Origin of the sequence: Vibrio sp. 2-Bac 85, assembly GCF_037546705.1 — a bacterium.
GTDB lineage: Bacteria > Pseudomonadota > Gammaproteobacteria > Enterobacterales > Psychromonadaceae > Psychromonas.
This window is the reverse complement of the sequence record NZ_JALAAB010000014.1, coordinates 77,346-96,804: the sequence shown is the minus strand read 5'-3', so window position 1 is coordinate 96,804 and position 19,459 is coordinate 77,346. Positions and strand designations below refer to the sequence as shown.

Annotated in this window: 17 protein-coding genes; 6 read left to right on the top strand and 11 right to left on the bottom strand. The window is 37.6% G+C overall.

Annotated features, from left to right (window positions below):
• Positions 1–56 precede the first annotated feature (56 nt).
• From gspF to gspC, 4 genes are read right to left on the bottom strand one after another with little or no spacing between them, the layout of a single operon-like run.
• Entirely contained in the window at positions 57–1,271 is a 1,215-nt protein-coding gene (gspF, locus tag MT390_RS14425; protein ID WP_299666339.1) for a type II secretion system inner membrane protein GspF, read from the bottom strand.
• Positions 1,271–2,791: a type II secretion system ATPase GspE gene (gspE, locus tag MT390_RS14420; RefSeq protein WP_499441868.1), complete on the bottom strand. Its 1,521-nt coding sequence runs from the start codon at positions 2,789–2,791 to the stop codon at positions 1,271–1,273. The genes gspF and gspE overlap by 1 nt, the downstream gene beginning before the upstream one ends.
• On the bottom strand, positions 2,784–4,805 hold the full coding sequence (gene gspD / locus MT390_RS14415) for a type II secretion system secretin GspD (protein ID WP_499441867.1): 2,022 nt from the start codon (positions 4,803–4,805) through the stop codon (positions 2,784–2,786). Before gspD ends, gspE begins: the two co-directional genes overlap by 8 nt.
• 51 nt (positions 4,806–4,856) lie before the next feature.
• The gene (gspC, locus tag MT390_RS14410; RefSeq protein ID WP_499441866.1) at positions 4,857–5,705 is read right to left on the bottom strand and encodes a type II secretion system protein GspC; all 849 of its coding nucleotides are present in this window, start codon (positions 5,703–5,705) and stop codon (positions 4,857–4,859) included.
• A 297-nt stretch (positions 5,706–6,002) separates the two neighbouring features.
• Between gspC and hslR the strand changes: the two genes are divergently transcribed.
• The 3 genes from hslR to pckA all read left to right on the top strand — a co-directional run bounded on the left by hslR (position 6,003) and on the right by pckA (position 9,091).
• Positions 6,003–6,407, top strand: coding sequence for a ribosome-associated heat shock protein Hsp15 (hslR, locus tag MT390_RS14405; RefSeq protein WP_499441864.1), 405 nt, complete (start codon positions 6,003–6,005; stop codon positions 6,405–6,407).
• Positions 6,408–6,436: 29 nt separating this feature from the next.
• On the top strand, positions 6,437–7,297 hold the full coding sequence (gene hslO, locus MT390_RS14400) for an Hsp33 family molecular chaperone HslO (RefSeq protein WP_499441863.1): 861 nt from the start codon (positions 6,437–6,439) through the stop codon (positions 7,295–7,297).
• Between the two features lie 174 nt (positions 7,298–7,471).
• Positions 7,472–9,091 (top strand): phosphoenolpyruvate carboxykinase (ATP), encoded by a 1,620-nt coding sequence (pckA, locus tag MT390_RS14395; protein ID WP_499441862.1) that lies wholly within the window; start codon positions 7,472–7,474, stop codon positions 9,089–9,091.
• Between the two features lie 112 nt (positions 9,092–9,203).
• Here pckA and MT390_RS14390 read toward each other — a convergent pair whose 3' ends face one another.
• Together MT390_RS14390 and MT390_RS14385 are read right to left on the bottom strand one after the other, a co-directional pair.
• Positions 9,204–9,716 carry a protein disulfide oxidoreductase gene (locus tag MT390_RS14390; protein WP_499441860.1) on the bottom strand — a complete coding sequence of 171 codons (513 nt, stop codon included), beginning with the start codon at positions 9,714–9,716 and terminating at the stop codon, positions 9,204–9,206.
• Between the two features lies 1 nt (position 9,717).
• The gene (locus MT390_RS14385; RefSeq protein ID WP_499441858.1) at positions 9,718–11,826 is read right to left on the bottom strand and encodes a protein-disulfide reductase DsbD family protein; all 2,109 of its coding nucleotides are present in this window, start codon (positions 11,824–11,826) and stop codon (positions 9,718–9,720) included.
• A 414-nt stretch (positions 11,827–12,240) separates the two neighbouring features.
• Between MT390_RS14385 and MT390_RS14380 the strand changes: the two genes are divergently transcribed.
• Together MT390_RS14380 and MT390_RS14375 are read left to right on the top strand one after the other, a co-directional pair.
• Positions 12,241–13,230: a 2-hydroxyacid dehydrogenase gene (locus MT390_RS14380; RefSeq protein ID WP_499441856.1), complete on the top strand. Its 990-nt coding sequence runs from the start codon at positions 12,241–12,243 to the stop codon at positions 13,228–13,230.
• A gap of 404 nt (positions 13,231–13,634) precedes the next feature.
• On the top strand, positions 13,635–14,201 hold the full coding sequence (locus tag MT390_RS14375) for a phosphoribosyltransferase (RefSeq protein ID WP_166373025.1): 567 nt from the start codon (positions 13,635–13,637) through the stop codon (positions 14,199–14,201).
• Positions 14,202–14,328: 127 nt separating this feature from the next.
• On the opposite strand, the gene MT390_RS14370 is transcribed toward MT390_RS14375, so the two are convergent.
• From MT390_RS14370 to MT390_RS14350, 5 genes are all read right to left on the bottom strand, one after another.
• Positions 14,329–14,931, bottom strand: coding sequence for an acyl carrier protein phosphodiesterase (locus tag MT390_RS14370; RefSeq protein WP_499441853.1), 603 nt, complete (start codon positions 14,929–14,931; stop codon positions 14,329–14,331).
• A gap of 77 nt (positions 14,932–15,008) precedes the next feature.
• Positions 15,009–15,884: a DMT family transporter gene (locus MT390_RS14365; RefSeq protein ID WP_499441851.1), complete on the bottom strand. Its 876-nt coding sequence runs from the start codon at positions 15,882–15,884 to the stop codon at positions 15,009–15,011.
• 121 nt (positions 15,885–16,005) lie between these two features.
• Positions 16,006–16,497: a GNAT family N-acetyltransferase gene (locus MT390_RS14360; RefSeq protein WP_499441849.1), complete on the bottom strand. Its 492-nt coding sequence runs from the start codon at positions 16,495–16,497 to the stop codon at positions 16,006–16,008.
• A gap of 35 nt (positions 16,498–16,532) precedes the next feature.
• Complete coding sequence (locus MT390_RS14355; RefSeq protein ID WP_499441847.1) at positions 16,533–17,318, bottom strand: hypothetical protein; 786 nt, start codon at positions 17,316–17,318, stop codon at positions 16,533–16,535.
• A gap of 90 nt (positions 17,319–17,408) precedes the next feature.
• Positions 17,409–18,038: a helix-turn-helix domain-containing protein gene (locus MT390_RS14350; RefSeq protein ID WP_499441846.1), complete on the bottom strand. Its 630-nt coding sequence runs from the start codon at positions 18,036–18,038 to the stop codon at positions 17,409–17,411.
• Between the two features lie 70 nt (positions 18,039–18,108).
• On the opposite strand from MT390_RS14350, the gene MT390_RS14345 reads away from it, so the two are divergent.
• Positions 18,109–19,290, top strand: a complete 1,182-nt coding sequence (locus MT390_RS14345) for a benzoate/H(+) symporter BenE family transporter (protein ID WP_499441844.1) — start codon at positions 18,109–18,111, stop codon at positions 19,288–19,290.
• Positions 19,291–19,459: the final 169 nt, after the last annotated feature.

Sequence of the window (19,459 nt, the reverse complement as noted above, 5' to 3'; positions counted from 1 at the left end):
GGTTTTAAATCTTTCACGCTTTCACCTTTTTTTAATATATAAATTGTATAGTTCAGTTAGCCTGAAACCATATTATTAAGAGCCAAAATTGGCTGTAAAATGGCTGTAACAATAAACAAAACCACCCCCGCCATTGAGATAACAAGTGCAGGTTCAAAGATCCCTAATGCTAATGTTACTTGTGCCGAGAACTGTTTGTCTTGATTATCGGCAGATCGTTCCAACATATTACCTAATTCACCACTTCTTTCTCCACTGGCGATCATGTGTAACATCATCGGAGGGAACAACTTAGTACTATCTAATGCTCTCCCCAAACTTGTACCTTCGCGAACACGTTCAGCAGCTTCCTTCACTTTTAAACGAATATATTGATTACTTAAAACATCTCCGGCGATCCCCATTGCCTCTAACAACGGCACCGCACTACTATTTAAAATGCTTAATGTTCGAGCAAAGCGCGCCGTATTTAATTCATTAACAACCTTACCAACAACAGGAATACGTAATAAAAAACGATCAAATCGTAGTTGATTACTGGCTTTGCGTAAGTAATATTTAAATAGTAATAAGGCAATAATACACAAACCTAAAAAATACAAACCATAGGCACTCACTGCGTCACTAACAGCAATAAGAAAAAGTGTCGATCCCGGTAAGTCTGCTCCCATATGTTGAAACTGGCCAACAACCTGCGGCACTACTGACGTTAATAAAATAGCGACAACAGAGATAGCCACTAAGGTTAATACAATCGGATAAATCAACGCTTGCATCATCTTACTTTTCATTTCTTGTCGTTGTTCGGCGTAATCAGCAAGCCTATCTAGTACTTTTTCTAAATGCCCTGATTTCTCTCCCGCAGCAACCATCGCACAAAATAGATCATCAAAAATCATAGGGTAATTGCGCATACTATCTGCGAGTGTATAACCTTCAATCACTCCACCACGTACCGACGCTAGCATGCTTTTAATTTTAGGCTTATCACATTGCTCAGCTACTGCTTGCAATGACTCTTCAAGGGGAATAGAAGAAGCGACTAAAGTAGACAGCTGACGAGTGATCAAGGCTAAATCAGCTGTTTTTATTTTACTTTGAATAAAAGCCTTACCAGCTCTTTTGCGTTTTGAGGCAATGGCTTCAACTTCTAAGGGCATCAAGCCTACATTACGCAATTGTTGACGCAACATACGAGCAGAGTCAGCCTCTTGTGTTCCTCTGGTTTGTTTGCCTTTTGCGTCTAACGCTTTATAGGAAAAAGTAGCCACTAATCCTCTCTAGTCACACGTAAAATTTCTTCTAACGTGGTTTGACCTTGTAATACTTTTTTAAGTCCATCATCTCGAATGCTCGCAGAGGTTTTACGAATTTCTCGTTCTACAGCTTGCTCGCCAGCACCGGTATGAATTAACTCCCTTACCACCTCATTAACCACTAATAATTCATGGATCCCCGTACGTCCTCGATATCCCGTATGGTTACATTGACGACAACCATCAGGACGATAAATAGTGGCTTCTTCAAGCTCGGTAATACCCAATATTTCTTTTTCGGAAGGGCTTGCTGAATGCGGAGCTTTACATTGCGGGCATAAACGGCGTACTAAGCGCTGTGCTAGCACACCTAAAATACTAGAAGATAAAAGGAATGGTTCAACGCCCATATCACGTAAACGCGTCACCGCACCTACTGCAGTATTAGTGTGTAATGTAGATAATACTAAATGCCCAGTTAAACTCGCTTGTACTGCGATTTCAGCGGTTTCAAGATCTCGAATTTCACCAATCATCACAACATCAGGATCTTGACGTAAAATAGCACGTAAACCACGAGCAAAAGTCATATCAACCTTGGTATTAACTTGGGTTTGACCAATACCATCGATGGCATACTCAATAGGGTCTTCTACTGTGAGGATGTTTCTATCTCTAGAATTGATCTCTAATAGGCTAGCATAAAGTGTAGTACTTTTACCGGAACCAGTGGGTCCAGTAACTAATACTATGCCATGTGGTTTATGGATAAGATTTTGTAATAATACGTGATTTTCTTTGGTCATGCCTAATGTAGAAAGCTCTAGCTTAACTGCATTTTTATCTAATAAACGCAACACAACACGTTCACCATAACTCGCAGGCATAGTTGAAACACGCACATCTACTGCTCGCCCCCCAATACGTAGTGAAATACGCCCATCCTGTGGAATACGCTTTTCAGCAATATCCAGTTTTGCCATGACTTTAATACGTGACACTAACAGTGCAGCTAATTTGCGATGTGGTTTTAATATTTCTCGTAATACGCCATCAATACGGAAACGAATAATTAATGTTTGCTCAAAGGTTTCAATATGAATGTCAGACGCTTCTTCTTTAATCGCCTCACCTAACATCGCATTAATTAATTTAATAATCGGTGCATCATCTTCAGCTTCTAATAAGTCATCGTTAGCAGGTAGTTCTTCGGCCAAAGTAAAGAAATCGTCCGCGCCTAGGTCTTCCATCAATTGTTGCGTTTCTAAGGAAGATGATTGATAAGCACGAGCCACTAACTTATCAAATACCTCACTCTCTACTTGTTTAGTAGTAAAAGCATGACCAATAACACGACGCACTTCTATCAACAGTTCAACATTGGGTGTTTTTTTAAAGCACAACTCACTCTGCTGCCCACTATGTTGCATGACTAGTTCATGTTTTTTAGAAAAAGCAAAAGGCAACTGACCTGAAGGAGTAAACTCTACTACTTCAGCTTCTTCAATTGCTTCGATATCGCTTAAATTACTCATTCACTTGGCCTGTATCTTCTTTGTTTTGTGCAGCCTCTTGCTTCGCTTTATTATATTCTTGGTTTTTACGGAACATGTTAGGGTCTATTTCAACAGGTTGTCCCCATTCAGGTAATACTGGTACATTACTATTTGGCATCAATTCAATGCCATCTTCAGTTTGGCCTAATTGTATTTGACGAATTAAACCATATTTACGTTGGCTCAGCTCCATCATAGTTTGATCATCTCTAATAATCGTTGCACGTAAGAAAATCATTAAATTACGTTTTTCTGTGCTACTTTTAGTAGATCGAAAAAGCTGCCCTAAATAAGGTATATCACCTAATAACGGCACTTTATCAACGGTTTCATTCACTGTTTCATCAATTAATCCGCCAATAACAATGGTTTCACCCGACTTAGCTAACACAGTCGTTTTTACTGCGCGAGTAGCAAAGATAATATCTACCGAGGTTTTTCCTTTGATGTTCGAGACTTCTTGCTCAATCACCATTTGCACAGAGTCGCCTTCATTAATTTGTGGTGTGACCTTCAGTTTTATACCAATTTCTCTACGCTCGATGGTTTGAAAAGGATTATCATTCGAAGAGCTGGACGTAGAGCCAGTCAATACAGGCACTTCATCACCCACAATAAAACTAGCTTCTTGATTATCAAGCGTTGTCAGACTGGGAGTTGCAAGAATATTAGAACCCGTTGTCGTGCTTAACGCCTGTAAAATAACTCCCCAATCATTACCCACATAACCAGCCACACCACCAACAATGGAAGCCAGCGATGAAGCGAGATCTTCATAATCGTCTTCATCATTGTTAATCGCATAAACACCGGTTGCAAGTTCGCTCGCGGTCACGCCATTATCATTAAACTGCGTGCCAGCACCTGCTGTAGAAGCCCATTGCACACTTAAGTTGATACCATTCCCTTCTGACACTTCAACCACAATTGCTTCTACTAATACTTGTGCTCGACGAATATCTAGCTGACGAATAATACTACTCAATGATGACATCAAGGCAGGCTGCGCTGAAATCACAATTGCATTCGTCCCCTCATGCGCTTGAATATTTAAAGAAGATGCGTTTTTAGACGACCCAGACTGACCGCCAGACGCATCTTCAATACCTTTACTAACACCCGTTAACACATCTACAACTTCTTTTGCATTGGCATATTTAAGGTAAAAAACACGTGTATTACCATTATTTTTTAGTTCTTTATCCAGTGACCTCACTAATTTAATGACACGGGCACGTGTTTTAGGCTCACCACTAACAATCACAGAGTTAGTCCGCTCATCGGCGACTAATCTCGGTTTAAGTACACTGCTAGTACTACTTTTTGAGGTTTTTGGTGTTTGCTGGATAGAATTGATCATATTGACCATTTCTAGCGCGCTTGCATACTCTAGTTTAACAATATCAACTTCTTGGTCACCAGCTTTATCAACACGTTGAATAATTTTAACTAAACGATTAACAACCGCAGCACGACCAGTGATCATAATAACGTTAGAAGGATCATAATGGACGACGTTCCCACCGCCAGCACTATCGTTTAATTGACGTAAAAGCGGTGCAAGTTCACGCACCGAGACATTAATAACAGGCACGACTCGCGTGACCATTTCATCACCTTTAAAGCGACTACCATCATCTACGACGGGAATCGCGGCCACTTTAGCGTCTTTTGCTTTAATAACTTTAAGGATCCCATTGTCCATTTCAACAACAGCAAATCCATACACTTCCAAAACATTTAAAAAGAATTGATAGTATTGTTGTTCATTCAGTAAGTCATAGCTTCGAACATTGATTTTTCCACGCACTGCTGGGTCTAGAACAATCGTTTTTTGCAGGTTCTTACCGACAATATTAATGAATTCATTCAAATCAGCATTTTTAAAGCTCGCTGAATATTCAGCAGCTTGTACCAAAGTGGCCTGTGAAAACAAAACAAAAATACTGGCTCCGATCAATCCAACCAATTTTTTCTTTATCCCTAAAATCATTACAACAACCTCATTGTTTACTTGTTTCAGCAGCTTAAACTTATTTTTATACTACGGAATACTAAAAAATAACTCGTTTAACTCACCATCGCGGTCAACGGTTAAGCTCATTTCTGTCATGGTGGGGAACTCTTTCATTAGCCCCATCGCTTGGCTGATATCGGTTAAATCAATACCGTTTAGTTCCACTGCTAAATCGCCTTCTTGTAATCCTGCTTCTTCAAATAAACTAGGATCTTTACCGGGACTAACACGATACCCTTGAATCTGATTGCCTTCTCTAACGGGGGAGATTCTAATATAATCGAGCAGCTTGCTAGGGTTTTCCAACAATGCTTTTCTATCAAGTGCAATTTCTGTTCTATTACTTGCTCTAGTTTGACCTTTTGTAGATGCTTGCTCATTTTCAATTCTGGCCATTCTTTTATTAGATTGTTCTAGACCATCTAATATTAATGTTTGTTCCTCACCACCTACTGAAATAATAATTCGATCATTATATATTTGACTTACACTTGCATCAGTCCCTTCAATTTCAGAATCAATAAAATAACTATCCTGAACATTTTTATATTCAATGATCACACTTGAGAGCTTAGGGTCTGAAGCCGCAACAATACCAACTAAGGTCAGTTTTAAACGCGTTTTAGGTGCATCGGTTTTATCGGGTTGTATTGTTTTTATACGTTGCTCTTTCAATTCCCCAAACAATTGTTGCTGTTGTAGTTTTTCCGAGCTTAAAAGCACTGCTTTATTTTTTGAAGTTAAAGTAGGAGGAGTCCACTCATATGAACTGTCTTTTGTGGGATAGACAGCCCAAGTAAATAACGCTATCTGATAGACGATTAAAGCACAGATAACTGCCAATATTATTTTCGGTAGTAGGGATATTATCGCCACTCTTTTCATCCTATTTATTTACACTGAATCTTAACCATTCTTATTTACTATACTAATGCTAACGCCAATCTTTATAAATCAACATAACCAGACAAGCTCGAATAATGAGATCTATCCTGGAACTTTATGCTTTAGTTGGCGATAGAATAGCCCTTTGAATATAGCATTATCACACAACTATGCCTTGATTTATCAAATTTTGCCCCAATTTAATTACCTTAATAATTCATTATTTTCTTTTAACTTAATAACAAAGTTGATTTTTGCTAAACTAAAATCCACTTTTGAGTGAAAAATATGAAAGAAACAACAGTACGGTTAGACAAATGGTTGTGGGCTGCAAGATTCTATAAAACCCGCAGCTTAGCTCGTGAAATGGTGCAAGGCGGTAAGGTTCATTATAACGGCCAGCGCTGTAAAGCGAGCAAAAACGTAGAGCTAGGGGCATTATTGTCAATTCGACAGGGTGAGCTTTTATTTGAAGTCTGCATTGAAGCTATTTCAGAACACCGTCGCGGTGCGCCAATTGCGCAAACACTTTATAAAGAAACAGAAAAAAGTATCGCTAAGCGAGAACAATACCAAGTTTTACGTAAACTCAGCTTACAAAATGCACCACATCCAGACCGTAAGCCCAATAAAAAAGAACGCCGTGAATTAATACACGCAAAAACACAACGTAATACAGCGAATTTTGATTAATCGTTGCAGAATAAATATTGAGAGAAACTATGACAGACCAACTACAACGCTTCCTATTTGATGATTTTGAAATTCGCGGCGAAATTGCACAAGCACACAATGCTTTTCAACAATGTATCAATAATCATGACTATCCTGTTGAAATAGCCAATACCATCGGTGAATTGTTAATTGCGACCAGCTTATTAACGGCGACTTTAAAATTTGAGGGAAAAATTACAGTTCAAATACAGGGTGATGGTCCGTTGAGCATGGCTGTTATTAATGCCAATCAAGATTTAGAAGTACGTGGCACTGCGCGTTACCAAGGTGATACCACTGGATTATCTTTTTCACAGTTAATTGGAAAAGGCAACTTGATGATAACTATCACTCCAGATAATGGTGAACGATATCAAGGTATAGTGGCATTAGAAAAAGATAGTTTAGCGGCGTGTTTAGAAGATTATTTTGTACAGTCAGAGCAATTAGCGACCAAAATCAGTTTATTTGCGAATAGTCAAACAACGCCTGCACAAGCAGCAGGATTATTAATACAAACATTACCCGCTCATAGTGATACGCATGAAGAAGATTTTGCGCATGTTTGTGCGTTAGCCGGCACCATTAAAGCGGAAGAAATTTTCACCTTGAAAAATGATGAACTATTATTCCGTTTGTATCATCAAGAACAAGTACGTTTATTTGAGCTACAACCAATTAGCTTTAAATGTGGTTGCTCTCAAGAGCGTTGTCTATCGTCATTAGCATCTCTTCAAGAATCTGAAATAAAAGAAATTTTAGAAGAGCAAGAGAGTATTGATATGCGTTGTGAATATTGCGCAACAACTTATTCATTTAAAGAAAAAGATCTACAGATTTTATTCACTTCTACGGATCAAAAACACTAATTTGGTCAACTACTGTTGTCACATCACGAAGTCGCCATAATAATTTTTATTATGGCTTTTTTTTAATCGATTATTTGAGCCTGCTCCCACAAAAATAACTTCAATTCACCTACCCTACACACTCTTGTTTTCATTTCTTTTACAATAAAATTACAAGTCATAATGGAGCTAACTATGACCCAAATAGCACTATCGACCAAACAGTTACAACAGTACGGTATTACCGATGTTTCAGAAGTTCTTTACAACCCTAGTTATGAAACCTTATTTACAGAAGAAACTGCAGACTCATTAAGTGGTTATGAAAAAGGTACGATTACTAATAATGGCACTGTAGCAGTTGATACAGGCATCTTCACTGGTCGTTCACCGAAAGACAAATATATAGTAAAAGATGATACGACTCGCGATACCGTTTGGTGGAGTGATCAGGGTAAAAATGACAACAAAGCAATTGATCAAGATACTTGGGCACATCTAAAAGGCCTTGTATCAAAACAACTCTCTAGTAAGCGCCTATTCGTTGTTGATGCTTATTGTGGTGCTAATGCCAACTCTCGTTTAAAAGTACGCTTTATTATGGAAGTTGCTTGGCAGGCACACTTTGTAACGAACATGTTTATTCGCCCAACTGCTGAAGAACTGATTGATTTTGAACCCGATTTTGTTGTAATGAACGGCTCTAAAACAACTAATACCGATTGGGAAAAAAATGGCCTCAACTCAGAAAATTTTGTTGCCTTCAATCTAACAGAAAAAATACAAGTTATTGGTGGCACTTGGTATGGCGGAGAGATGAAAAAAGGTTTGTTCTCTGTGATGAACTATTTATTACCGCTGAATGGTATGGCATCAATGCATTGCTCTGCAAATATAGGCAAAGCTGGCGATACGGCAATTTTCTTTGGTTTATCAGGAACAGGGAAAACAACACTTTCAACGGATCCTAAACGTGCATTAATCGGTGATGATGAGCATGGTTGGGATGATGATGGTGTATTTAATTTTGAAGGCGGTTGTTACGCGAAAACTATTCGATTAAGCGCCGAAGCTGAACCTGATATTTATGGTGCAATTCGACGTAATGCTTTATTAGAAAATGTGATGATTAACGAGCAAGGTGAAGTTGATTATGACGATGCAAGTAAAACTGAAAATGGACGTGTTTCATATCCGATAGATCATATCGTGAACATAGTAAAACCAATTTCTAAAGGTGGACACGCGCAAAAAGTAATCTTTTTATCAGCAGATGCATTTGGGGTTTTACCACCGGTTTCAAAATTAACTAAAGAACAAACTCAATATCATTTCTTATCTGGTTTTACTGCCAAGTTAGCTGGTACTGAACGTGGTATCACAGAGCCGACTCCTACATTTTCTGCTTGTTTTGGTGCTGCATTCTTGAGCTTACATCCAACTCAATACGCACAACAATTAGTAAAACGAATGGAAGCATGTGGTGCAGAAGCGTACTTAGTAAACACAGGTTGGAATGGTTCAGGTAAACGTATTTCAATTAAAGATACACGCGGAATTATTGATGCAATTCTAGATGGATCAATTGAACATGCTGAAACTAAAACGATTCCACTATTTAACTTAGAAGTACCGACTGCATTACCTAATGTAGACAGCAATATTTTAGACCCTAGAGATACTTATAGCGATGCGTCGCAATGGAATGAGAAAGCTGAAAAACTAGCACATCTATTCATTGATAACTTTGCACGTTATACGGACAAGGAAGAAGGTAAGGTATTATTATCTGCCGGCCCTACGCTTGATAAATAACTGTTAAATGAAGAAGTAACGGTTAAATAAAAAAATAAAACTAACATTAATTGATAACTGATTAATGTTAGTTTTTATTATTTGAACCTAAGAAAGGCTGAATCTGAAAGGCTTAACTTAATAACATTCTCGCCCACATACCAAAGGGGCTAGTAAAACCAGTTGTCACAGAAGTAATTTGTCCTTTATCTATAACCATCAAGGTTGGTGTCAAACTAATCCCCCATGTGCGCCCAATTAACCCTTTACTATCATTGATAACAGTAAAGTCATAATTTTTAGCATTCAAATATTGTTGAACACGTTTATCGTTACCTGAGCTTAGCGCGACTGTTATTACTTGCATATTGTCACTTACAAAATCAACAGAGGGAGAAACGGTACTACAGACACTACACCAGGTCGCCCAAAAATAAACTAATACTGGCTTATCTTGACTGATGGCAGTTAGATCAATTTTTTCACCCTTTATACTCATTGTAAGTAACCCAGGAGCTTTACCTGAAGCAATCGACTGAGCTCTCCATAAATCAACGCCCCAGGTCACAACGAGTAAAAAAGCACAATATATCAACACAGACTTAAATCGTGATCGCCATGTCCTTTTGATCTTCTTCTCTGTCATCCTATTGCCCTTTTGCTTGTTGTATTGCATTAATGACATCTTCGCTATTTAAAATAGTCGATAACTCAATACCGTTTGGTGCCGCAGGGCCATAAACGATATTAAAAGGTACACCATAGCGTCCAAATGATTGTAAATAAGCAGTGACAGAGTCTGATCGCACAGTCCAATCTCCACTCATTGCGATCACTCCCCTTTCTTGTAATGCGCTATACACAGGGTCTTGCAATAAAACTCCTACTTTATTAGCTTTACAAGTCACGCACCATTTTGCAGTAACATCCACAAAAACAACGTTACCTTGATCAACTTGCTGTTGAATGACTTGTGCATCTAATGGCACCCAACTAATTTCATCCTGTAAAGGATTCGCCCAATGTTTAGCTGTTAAACTGCCAACAATTAATACAACAGAAACAACCATCATAAAAATGCCGAAAATGATAAAAAAGGTGCGTTTGCCATGCTTTTTAATAATCAACACAGCCAATAAAAGCAATACGAACAATGCAACCAAAACAGTATAAAACACGCTGATAAAGCTACTTAATAGGCTCACCAACCATAAACAAGTCGCTAAAATTAATACACCAAAAACAATTTTAACTGTTCCCATCCATTTACCAGGTTTAGGCATTAACAATGCGATGCTAGGAAACAAAGCAATTAATAACCAAGGTAATGCCATTCCCATACCTAAGGCGGTAAAGACTGCAAATAACTGCCAAGCACTCGCACCTAAGGCAAACGCAACAGCAGTCCCTAAGAAAGGTGCAGAACAAGGAGTCGCTAATAAGGTAGCAAACATGCCTTGTAGATAGTGTCCAATATAAGAGTTTCCACCTTTTGTTGCTAACCAAGTCTGCATCGAAGAAGGTAGTTGGATTTCAAATAAACCTAACATATTGGCAGTAAATAAAGCCGTCACCACAATCATAAAAGTAATAAAGTAAGGGCTTTGGAATTGAATACCCCAACCTAATGCTTCACCTGACAATTTAAGCACCAGTAAGAAAGCTGCTAGCAACCAAAAAGAGCTAATAATACCGGCACTAGAGGCTAAAAATTGTTTACGTACTTTGCCTCGTTGATTGGCTTCAATACCTAACACAGAGCTTAACTTCATGCCTAATACTGGTAATACGCAGGGCATGATATTCAGAATTAAGCCTCCCAATAATGCAATCAAGAAAATAGATGTAATAGACTCTTCATTAGTTGAAATAATTTGCTTACCTAATGTAGTAGCAACCTCGACAGCAACACCATCATCTACTACGGTGATATTTACATCGGCATTACTTAAATCAACTTCTCCTCCCCAACTGCTTGCTGCAAAGGTCGCAGTAACCTGTTTCTCAGATACTGAGAGAGTAGGTTTAGAAAAAAACACATTGTCTAACTCAGTGACACTACTATCAATAAAGAGATCCGGTTGCTGCCAACCTATTTGATGGGATAACTGCACAACTACTTGTTGATTAAACTGATCCCATGAGCTACTGATATGGGTAATATTCGCATTGTTTTTTTGTGCATCAATAGCACTTTGATCTACGAGAATAGGCACACTACTTACAGCCTGAGCATAGGCAAAAGCAATGTCTTCATTGATACTTAATTGGGTCAAATCAAAATGCAGATCAATCTTATAATCTGTTAATACACAAATCGTGGTACATGAAGCTAATGTCAGCGTCCCCTTTAATCGGCTAGGTTGTTCGGGATCGTTAACCGTAATATGCAGTGGAAAATGAATTTTATCTTTATAACCCACTGTCTCAACACCTAGTACAGGGTAGCGTTTTGGAGTAGGCCAAGACCAGTCAAATTCTTTTATGTTGGTCGATTCAGCTTTCCATTCAAAAGTAGGTGCAACGCCGCCTTCTCCAGGTGATCGCCAATAGGTTTTCCAATCCACATCGAGATTTACATTTAACAATGCATTGGCTGTATTTTGTTGAGCTTGACCAGTGAGTTGTAAATTAACTTTGACAGGAAGATGATTAAGATTACTTATCCATCCTGTTTCAGGCGCCAGTGCTAATGCATTAATAGAAAAAAGACAAAGAGAGAATAATAACAAAAAATAACGTTTAACAGTGGGCATGAATACTCCGAGAAAATACACAACATAACCTAATCATTCATTAAGTTAAAAGTTCGAGCAAAATTACATATTGGTTTATGGCTGACTTAAACATAAAAGGTTCACTACCATGATCCTAGTTGACCATAATAACGTTAAATTTATTGCACTTATTAGCAAATAATTAAATTCATTGAAATTAATAGGTCCGGCAGCATCATTAATTAATATCGAGCCCCCTTTTTTATAAAGGAAAGTAATAATGATCATATTGTTAGATGGATTGGTATTACTTAAGCTTAGTGATAAAATGGGACGATGATCAAATATTTCTTTGTAAACTCAGTTCACCAATAAAACATTATGCATTGCTATCTTGGTTACAACAAATAACAACTTCATTTCAGTAATAATATTTAATAGGGAGCCACCTTTATGAAAGTCGCCATGTTCAGTTCTCGCAGTTATGATATTCAACACTTTAAGCCATTAATTTCAGCACCTATTAGCATCAACTTTTTCGATACGCAGCTCAACTTGCAAACAGTCGCGTTAGCTTCTGGCTTTGATGCTATTTGTGCTTTTGTAAATGATGATTTAAGTGCTCCGGTTTTGAAGCAATTACATCAATTAGGTATTAAATATATTGCCATGCGCTGCGCAGGTTTTAATAACATCGATTTATTTTGTGCCAAATCTCTAGGATTAACGATTGTACGTGTTCCAGCTTATTCTCCAGAGGCAGTCGCAGAACATGCTATCGCTTTATTAATGACACTTAACCGCCGAACACACAAAGCTTACCAACGTACTCGTGATGCTAATTTCTCTTTAGAGGGACTAGTGGGTTTTAATTTACATGGTAAAACGATCGGCATTATCGGTACTGGTAAAATAGGGGTTGCTACCATGGCGATCTTTAAAGGTTTTGGTTGTCGAATATTAGCTTCAGACCCTTACCCATCAAAACACGCAATAGCGTTAGGTGCAGAGTACGTTGACCTAGAGACTCTATTTTCAAATAGCGATGTGATCAGCTTGCATTGCCCATTAACCAGTGACAATAAACATTTATTAAATAAAGATACTTTTGCGCTGATGAAAGATGGGGTGACTATTATCAATACCAGTCGTGGTGGATTGTTAAATGCCCATGATGCCATTGAAGCTTTAAAATCAGGTCGAATTGGCGGTTTAGGCTTAGATGTGTATGAAGAAGAAGAGCATCTATTCTTTAATGACCACTCTAGTGAAATCATTACCGATGATATATTCCGACGCCTATCTGCTTGCCATAATGTTATTTTTACTGGTCACCAAGCATTTTTAACAAAAGAAGCCCTCACGAGTATCGCTCAAACCACACTCGATAATTTAAGTGATCTTGCTTCTGACACTACCAGCGTTAACCAAGTTAACGAATAAAAATAGATCTGCAGATAAATGCTACGCTGACAATGGATAACAGTTCAGTATCGTCGATTTATCTGCACTTTTTGCTGATTAAGAACAATTTCACTCAATAACAAATCAAATATTGAACAGGAAATATAAATCAATTTCATGCACAAAAGATACATTTAACGAATAAGGCTAACCGGTTATTTAGTGGACTTGGTATAACAACAGATATCAATACAATCGGTATTACTTCGCTAAGATCAATAAACAATCCTTCGCTAAATGGCATAATTTACTTTATGCATCGCGTTAAACCCTAGAATCTCCTGTAAAGTTACTTTCGATCATTATTTTTATTGAGCAAATTGTGCACGAAGGTCTTTTTTAGTTTAAACTGCGCGACTAAATTAATTCCAGAGGAAAATGATATGTCTGACAAAGTCTTTATCACTGCACAACAATTACTTGAAGACTCATTTCGTCTTGCTGCACAAGTATACGATAGCGGTTTTCGCCCACAGTTTATTGTTGGTATTTGGCGTGGTGGTGCTCCAATTGGCATTGCAGTTCAAGAATTCTTTGACTACAAAAAAGTAGAAACAGATCATATCGCGGTACGTACTTCTTCTTATTATGGGATTGGTAAGCAAAGCAAAACCATTAAAGTACATGGTTTACATTACATCATTGAAAATGCCAATGCTGACGATGGTTTATTAATCGTTGATGATGTTTTTGACTCTGGCCGCAGTGTTGTTGCGTTAACAGAGAAGTTAACTGAAGTGATGCGTTTAAACATGCCACGTGATGTACGTATTGCAACACCTTATTACAAGCCTAAAAATAAAGCCGTTGATATGGTGCCAGATTATTATATTCATGAGTCCGAAGAATGGTTAGTTTTTCCACATGAAGTATCAGGTTTATCAGTTGAAGAGATCACCGAAGGTAAAAGTGACTTCCAAAATATTAAGCATTTGTTTACTGAAAAATAATATACTTTTGTCTCTTAATAAATGAGAGCTATTTGTCAATAAATGAAAAAGGAGACTATTTAGTCTCCTTTTTTGTATTCACTCCGAGCTCTATTCACCAAACTCTATTGAAAGGGCATCAAAGCTGTTAATTTCGATAATCAACCACAAACTCATCACTCGCTTGTAAAACATGTCCATATAATTCAAAGAAAATATCACTGAGTTGGTTGTAATGCTCATTTAATATTTTGCCCGTCTCCGCTAATGGTGCCATTCGTTCACTGCGAGTTGCCATGCGTTGCAAGGCATATTCAATATTAGAAGTTTTTTGATACGACTCCAACCATTTATCTTGCCAAACCCAATGATTAACACGTAAAAATCGTTCCGGTAACAATACGTCTTTATTGTTTGTTTCTTTAATAATATTTTGCTCTGCTAATTGGCAAAATTCAGCTAAAGATAAAGCATGGAAAGACGACCAATGTCGTGCCAAGAAATGGTCCCAAAACATATCTAATGCAATAGGAGCGTATCGACGCAATGATTGAGGAAATAATAATTTAGCAGCAAGTACTTGGGTATGTTTGTCGGTAAAACTATCAACATAACGATGTAATCTAATACCTTCAACAATCTCTTTAGGGAACAATCCTTCAGGATTTCCTTTAACAAAATCTCCTAGGAAATTACCACTAAAACTCGTATTTGTAACCTCTGCAATATGTAGATGAGCCAGATAATTCATAGAAATCTATCCCTTAAAAAATGTAAACAGCAACTACTATTTACATGCGAACAGAGTATTTACTTACTAGCATATAATTATACATTAGCATGTTCCACATGAGCATGACGCTTGCTGACTAGAATACCTATAAAGACAACAGCAATACTCGCCCACTGCCAAACAGTTAATATTTCATTCAACAATAATGCTGACAACAACAGTGCAAAAATAGGGACTAAATTAGAATAAGCGGCGGCGGTTAATACTGAAGATCGTGCCAATCCATAGTTATACATACCATAGGCACCTAAGGTCACTGCAGAGCCTAAATAAAGAATATTTAATAACGCATTAACATCATGTTGTGCAGGCAACTCAATGAATAATAAGAATGGCGCAAAGAACAGCGTACCAGATAAACCCTGTAAAGCGATTAAAGATAACGCTGAATATCGATTCAATAAGTGTTTCATGCTAACAACATAAAATGCAGCACAAACCATGGCTAAAAATTCTAATGTGTTACCTAATAAAGGATCAGGGGCATGGTCTGTATTAGGCGAAACGAGGCTCAATAAAATACTACCCGCAATACACAACCCAAATCCGATGATAATTTGCTTACTGAGTTTTTCTTGGATCAGAAAAAAAGCAAAAAAAGCGACCATTAAAGGTAAGCATGAAACGATAATACCGGCCTGTGAGGCAGAGGTATATTGCATGGCATAACCTTCAAATAAAAAATATAAGCAAGGTTCAGCTAAAGACATCATTAATAACCACTTCCAATCACCTTGCTGATATTTAAAGCGTTTTATCCAAGGCTTCAAACAAAAACAAATGAGGAGAGTAATTAACATCCGCAAAAAAATAACAAAGGAAGGTGGATAAATATCAATTGCCGCTTTCAAAGCAACAAATGAACTACCCCATAAAAAGGTAGCAATTAAAAAGCATAAACTCGCTGGCATAGTTTGTCTCTAAAAAAGTAGGCATCCTACCACCAGTGTATTTCAGCTACCATAGTAATTTAATAGACATAACGCAGTGATGAAAAATTAAAGCCTGTGAATGATTTTCTTTAACGGGCACCTACTCCTGTTTTTGTTGATACAAAACCAATCCTCTGGCTTTATAATTAGCCAGTGCACTTGGATGATCTAAACTACAGGTATGAACCCAAACACGCTTTGCATGACATACTGTCCAAGCCTGCTGAATGGCATAAGTTAATAAATATCCACCAAAACCTTGGCCGATAAATTCAGGCGCTAACCCAAAATATTTAATCTCTACTGCTTGCTGGTCACCTATCTCGAGCTCAAAATATCCAACAATACTACCTTGATAATAAGCTACCCAAGTACGCAATTCATCACGTTCAGCATAGGCTTTCCAAGTTTTTTCGGTATCATTAAGTTTATCAAACCATTGCCATTGCTCACCTACCAAGGAATATAAAAACCGGTTAAAACGATAATTCTTAATTTCTGCTTCGGCAATGGTTAGCCCAGGAATCGGCTGTTTGGGTTTAAGCTGTTCAGCCTGCTTCATTTCTAAATAATAAATGCTAACCATTGTCATTCTGTACCTTCTGAAAATTGATAGAATTTTAACCTTTAACGTGCGATTAAAAGCGCACGTTTATATAACTTTTCGAAACCTTTGTTAATAAAAACAAAAGCATCCTGTGTCGCATAAGGACTTAACTTTACTTCTGACTCTTGTATAAACTGCTCTAGCACAAAATCGTTACCCGCTTCAGTCTCTGCAAAAAAAGTTAATACGTCACCATTACACTGTTGTTTGAACTTTACTAAGGTCCCATTAAGGTACATCGGCAAACTTTTATTATCTTTTAACGATCCATCTTCGCAGGCTAACTTATCCGTAGCTTGAAAAAAGACAGTAAGCTTCTGATGCTGCCCTCGCCCTAACAATGCCATAAGCGAACCGACTGTTAGTTCTTTACTACTGATTATCTTTCTCTCTTTATCAATATACCAACCTTCAGCCCCTTCAGTTTTTAACTGCAGTGCACTGCTTTCTAAATATTTTGGCATATCGTCGACATAAATATCGACAACCCTTGCAAAATTTTTCCAACGGTCTTGTGTTGGCAAGTAATAATAAGCAAGATCAATGGCTTGTCCATTAACGACTAATTCCCATAAACCTTTATAATGCGCATCCTGTATTGTTACTGTATCGATCAGCACATTCTGCGGCAATTGGTCACCGCAGGGTGTACAGAATTTTTTAATAAGATGAATATTTTCATCTTTTAAAAACTGTAACGCTAGCGTTGCTTCTTTTTGGCTCACGCGTTGTGCTTGGTCAGCCTGCACACCGATGCACATACTTAGCCCGATACAAATAATCAATAATTGTTTTATTCTCTTCATTGCCAATTAATTCCTGATTTTTTATAAAATAGACAATCCATTTTTGATATTGAAAAACCTGTCAGTAGCGATTATAAATTTAACACTAAGTCACTTAGGATAATGAATAATATTAAGAAAATGCAGCGGAATATCACCAATGTTACGATATATATGTGCTTTATCCGCATAAAACTTCGCTTTATCGCCCACTTTTAATGTGGTCCACTTCTGATCCACAAAATACTGCATAGTACCGGTTGTCACAATAATATGTTCAATAACACCTAGTTGATGAGGGGTAGATTGTTGCTGGTGACCGACAGCAAAAGTTAATTCAAAAACTTCTATTCCTGTGTCATTATCATAAGTAAATATAGTATCAATACTAAGATTTTTATCTTGGGTAAAGTTTTCAACCAATGTATTAATAGGCTTATTTAATTGCTTAGCATCACCGATATACTCTCCATTATTTTGTGCATCACTGATTTGTACATCAATATCATGGTTAACAGGGACTAAGCTTTCCTGTTGCAAGAAGTAAGATAATGGCAAAGAAAAACCTGTTGCGATCTTCCATAGTTTAGCCACAGTCGGGCTAGACTCTCCCCGTTCAATTTGGCCTAACATCGCTTTAGAAACACCGCAGGCTTGGCTTGTTTTTTCTAAGCTCCACGCTTTTTCTGCACGAATTTTTTTTAACTGTGCTGCTACTGTTTTATTAATTATGTTCGACATATTTTCCTTGTGCGTTATAACAGTCAGTGTTAACTTGAAACTTAATACGTTATAACGCACAGGATATATTATGAAAGCAGTTTGGCAACCCATCAATGCAATAATTGCAGCAATGAGTGCAGGTTTAATGGCGGTGATTGTCGGGTTTTCTAGCTCAGTGGCATTAATATATCAATCGGTGATTAATTTAGGTGGAGATGCTAACTTAGTCGCGAGCTGGTTTTTAGCACTTGGTGTCAGTATGGGAAGCTTAAGTATGCTGCTGTCATGGCATTACTGCGCTCCTATTTTAATTGCTTGGTCGACACCTGGAGCGGCGTTATTAATTGCTAACGTACAGGGGTTTACTCTTAATCAAGCTATTGCAGGCTTTATCGTTAGTGCTGTTTTACTCTGTTTTTTCCCATTATTGGTTCCTTTAGATAGGTTATTTAAATGGTTACCCTCACAACTAGCTTCTGCTATGTTAGCCGGTATTTTACTGTCTTTTGGTTTTTCAGTTTTTGAACAAATAAACTTACAGCCGAACTTGATTATTGCCATGTTGATCAGCTATCTATTGGCTAAGCGCTTTGCACCTCAGTGGACATTATTAATCGTCACTTTAGTTGCCATTATTCTCGCATGGCAATTACAACTTATTGAAAATAAAACAATTGAATGGCAGTGGAGTGAATGGCAATTTATTCAACCTGATTTTTCATGGTCAGTAGTGATTGCTATTAGTTTGCCTTTATTCATTGTCACAACGGCAGCTCAAAATTTGCCAGGTATTGCAATGCTGCATAGTTTTGGATATCGACCTCCGATCAAGCCTATTTTATCTATTAGTGGATTAATTAATATCATTGCCGCTCCTTTTGGTGGTTATGCCCTTAACTTAGCAGCAATTAGTGCTTCACTATGTATGGTTGAAGACGTTAATCAAGATCCAAAAAAACGCTATTGGGCAAGCTTCTGGGCTGGTATTTTCTATATAGTATTAGGTCTATTTGCAGCTTATATTATGGCGTGCTTTGCGTTATTGCCAAGTTCACTGATCCTTGCTTTGGCTGGCATTGCTTTATTTGGCACCATCACACATAGCTTGCAACAAAGTATCAATAGCGAACACAAATACATTAATGAAGCAGCCACTTTTACATTATTAATCACCGCTTCCCCCATTTCATTGTGGGGGTTAAGTTCAGTTATTTGGGGGCTATTGGGTGGAATGTTAGTATTATTAATTAATAAAATTAAGCGAGTATGATCAGCTACTGAACAGCATTGGGATATTTAAGTGACGCTTGGATCAGTAAATTACGTGGCGTAATGTGGGTGTCACAAAATGTACAGATCTGCACGTGATATCCAGCTTCTTGTAAACTTATAGCACGATCATAAGCAAGCCTAAAATCACGACAACAACTTTCAAAATG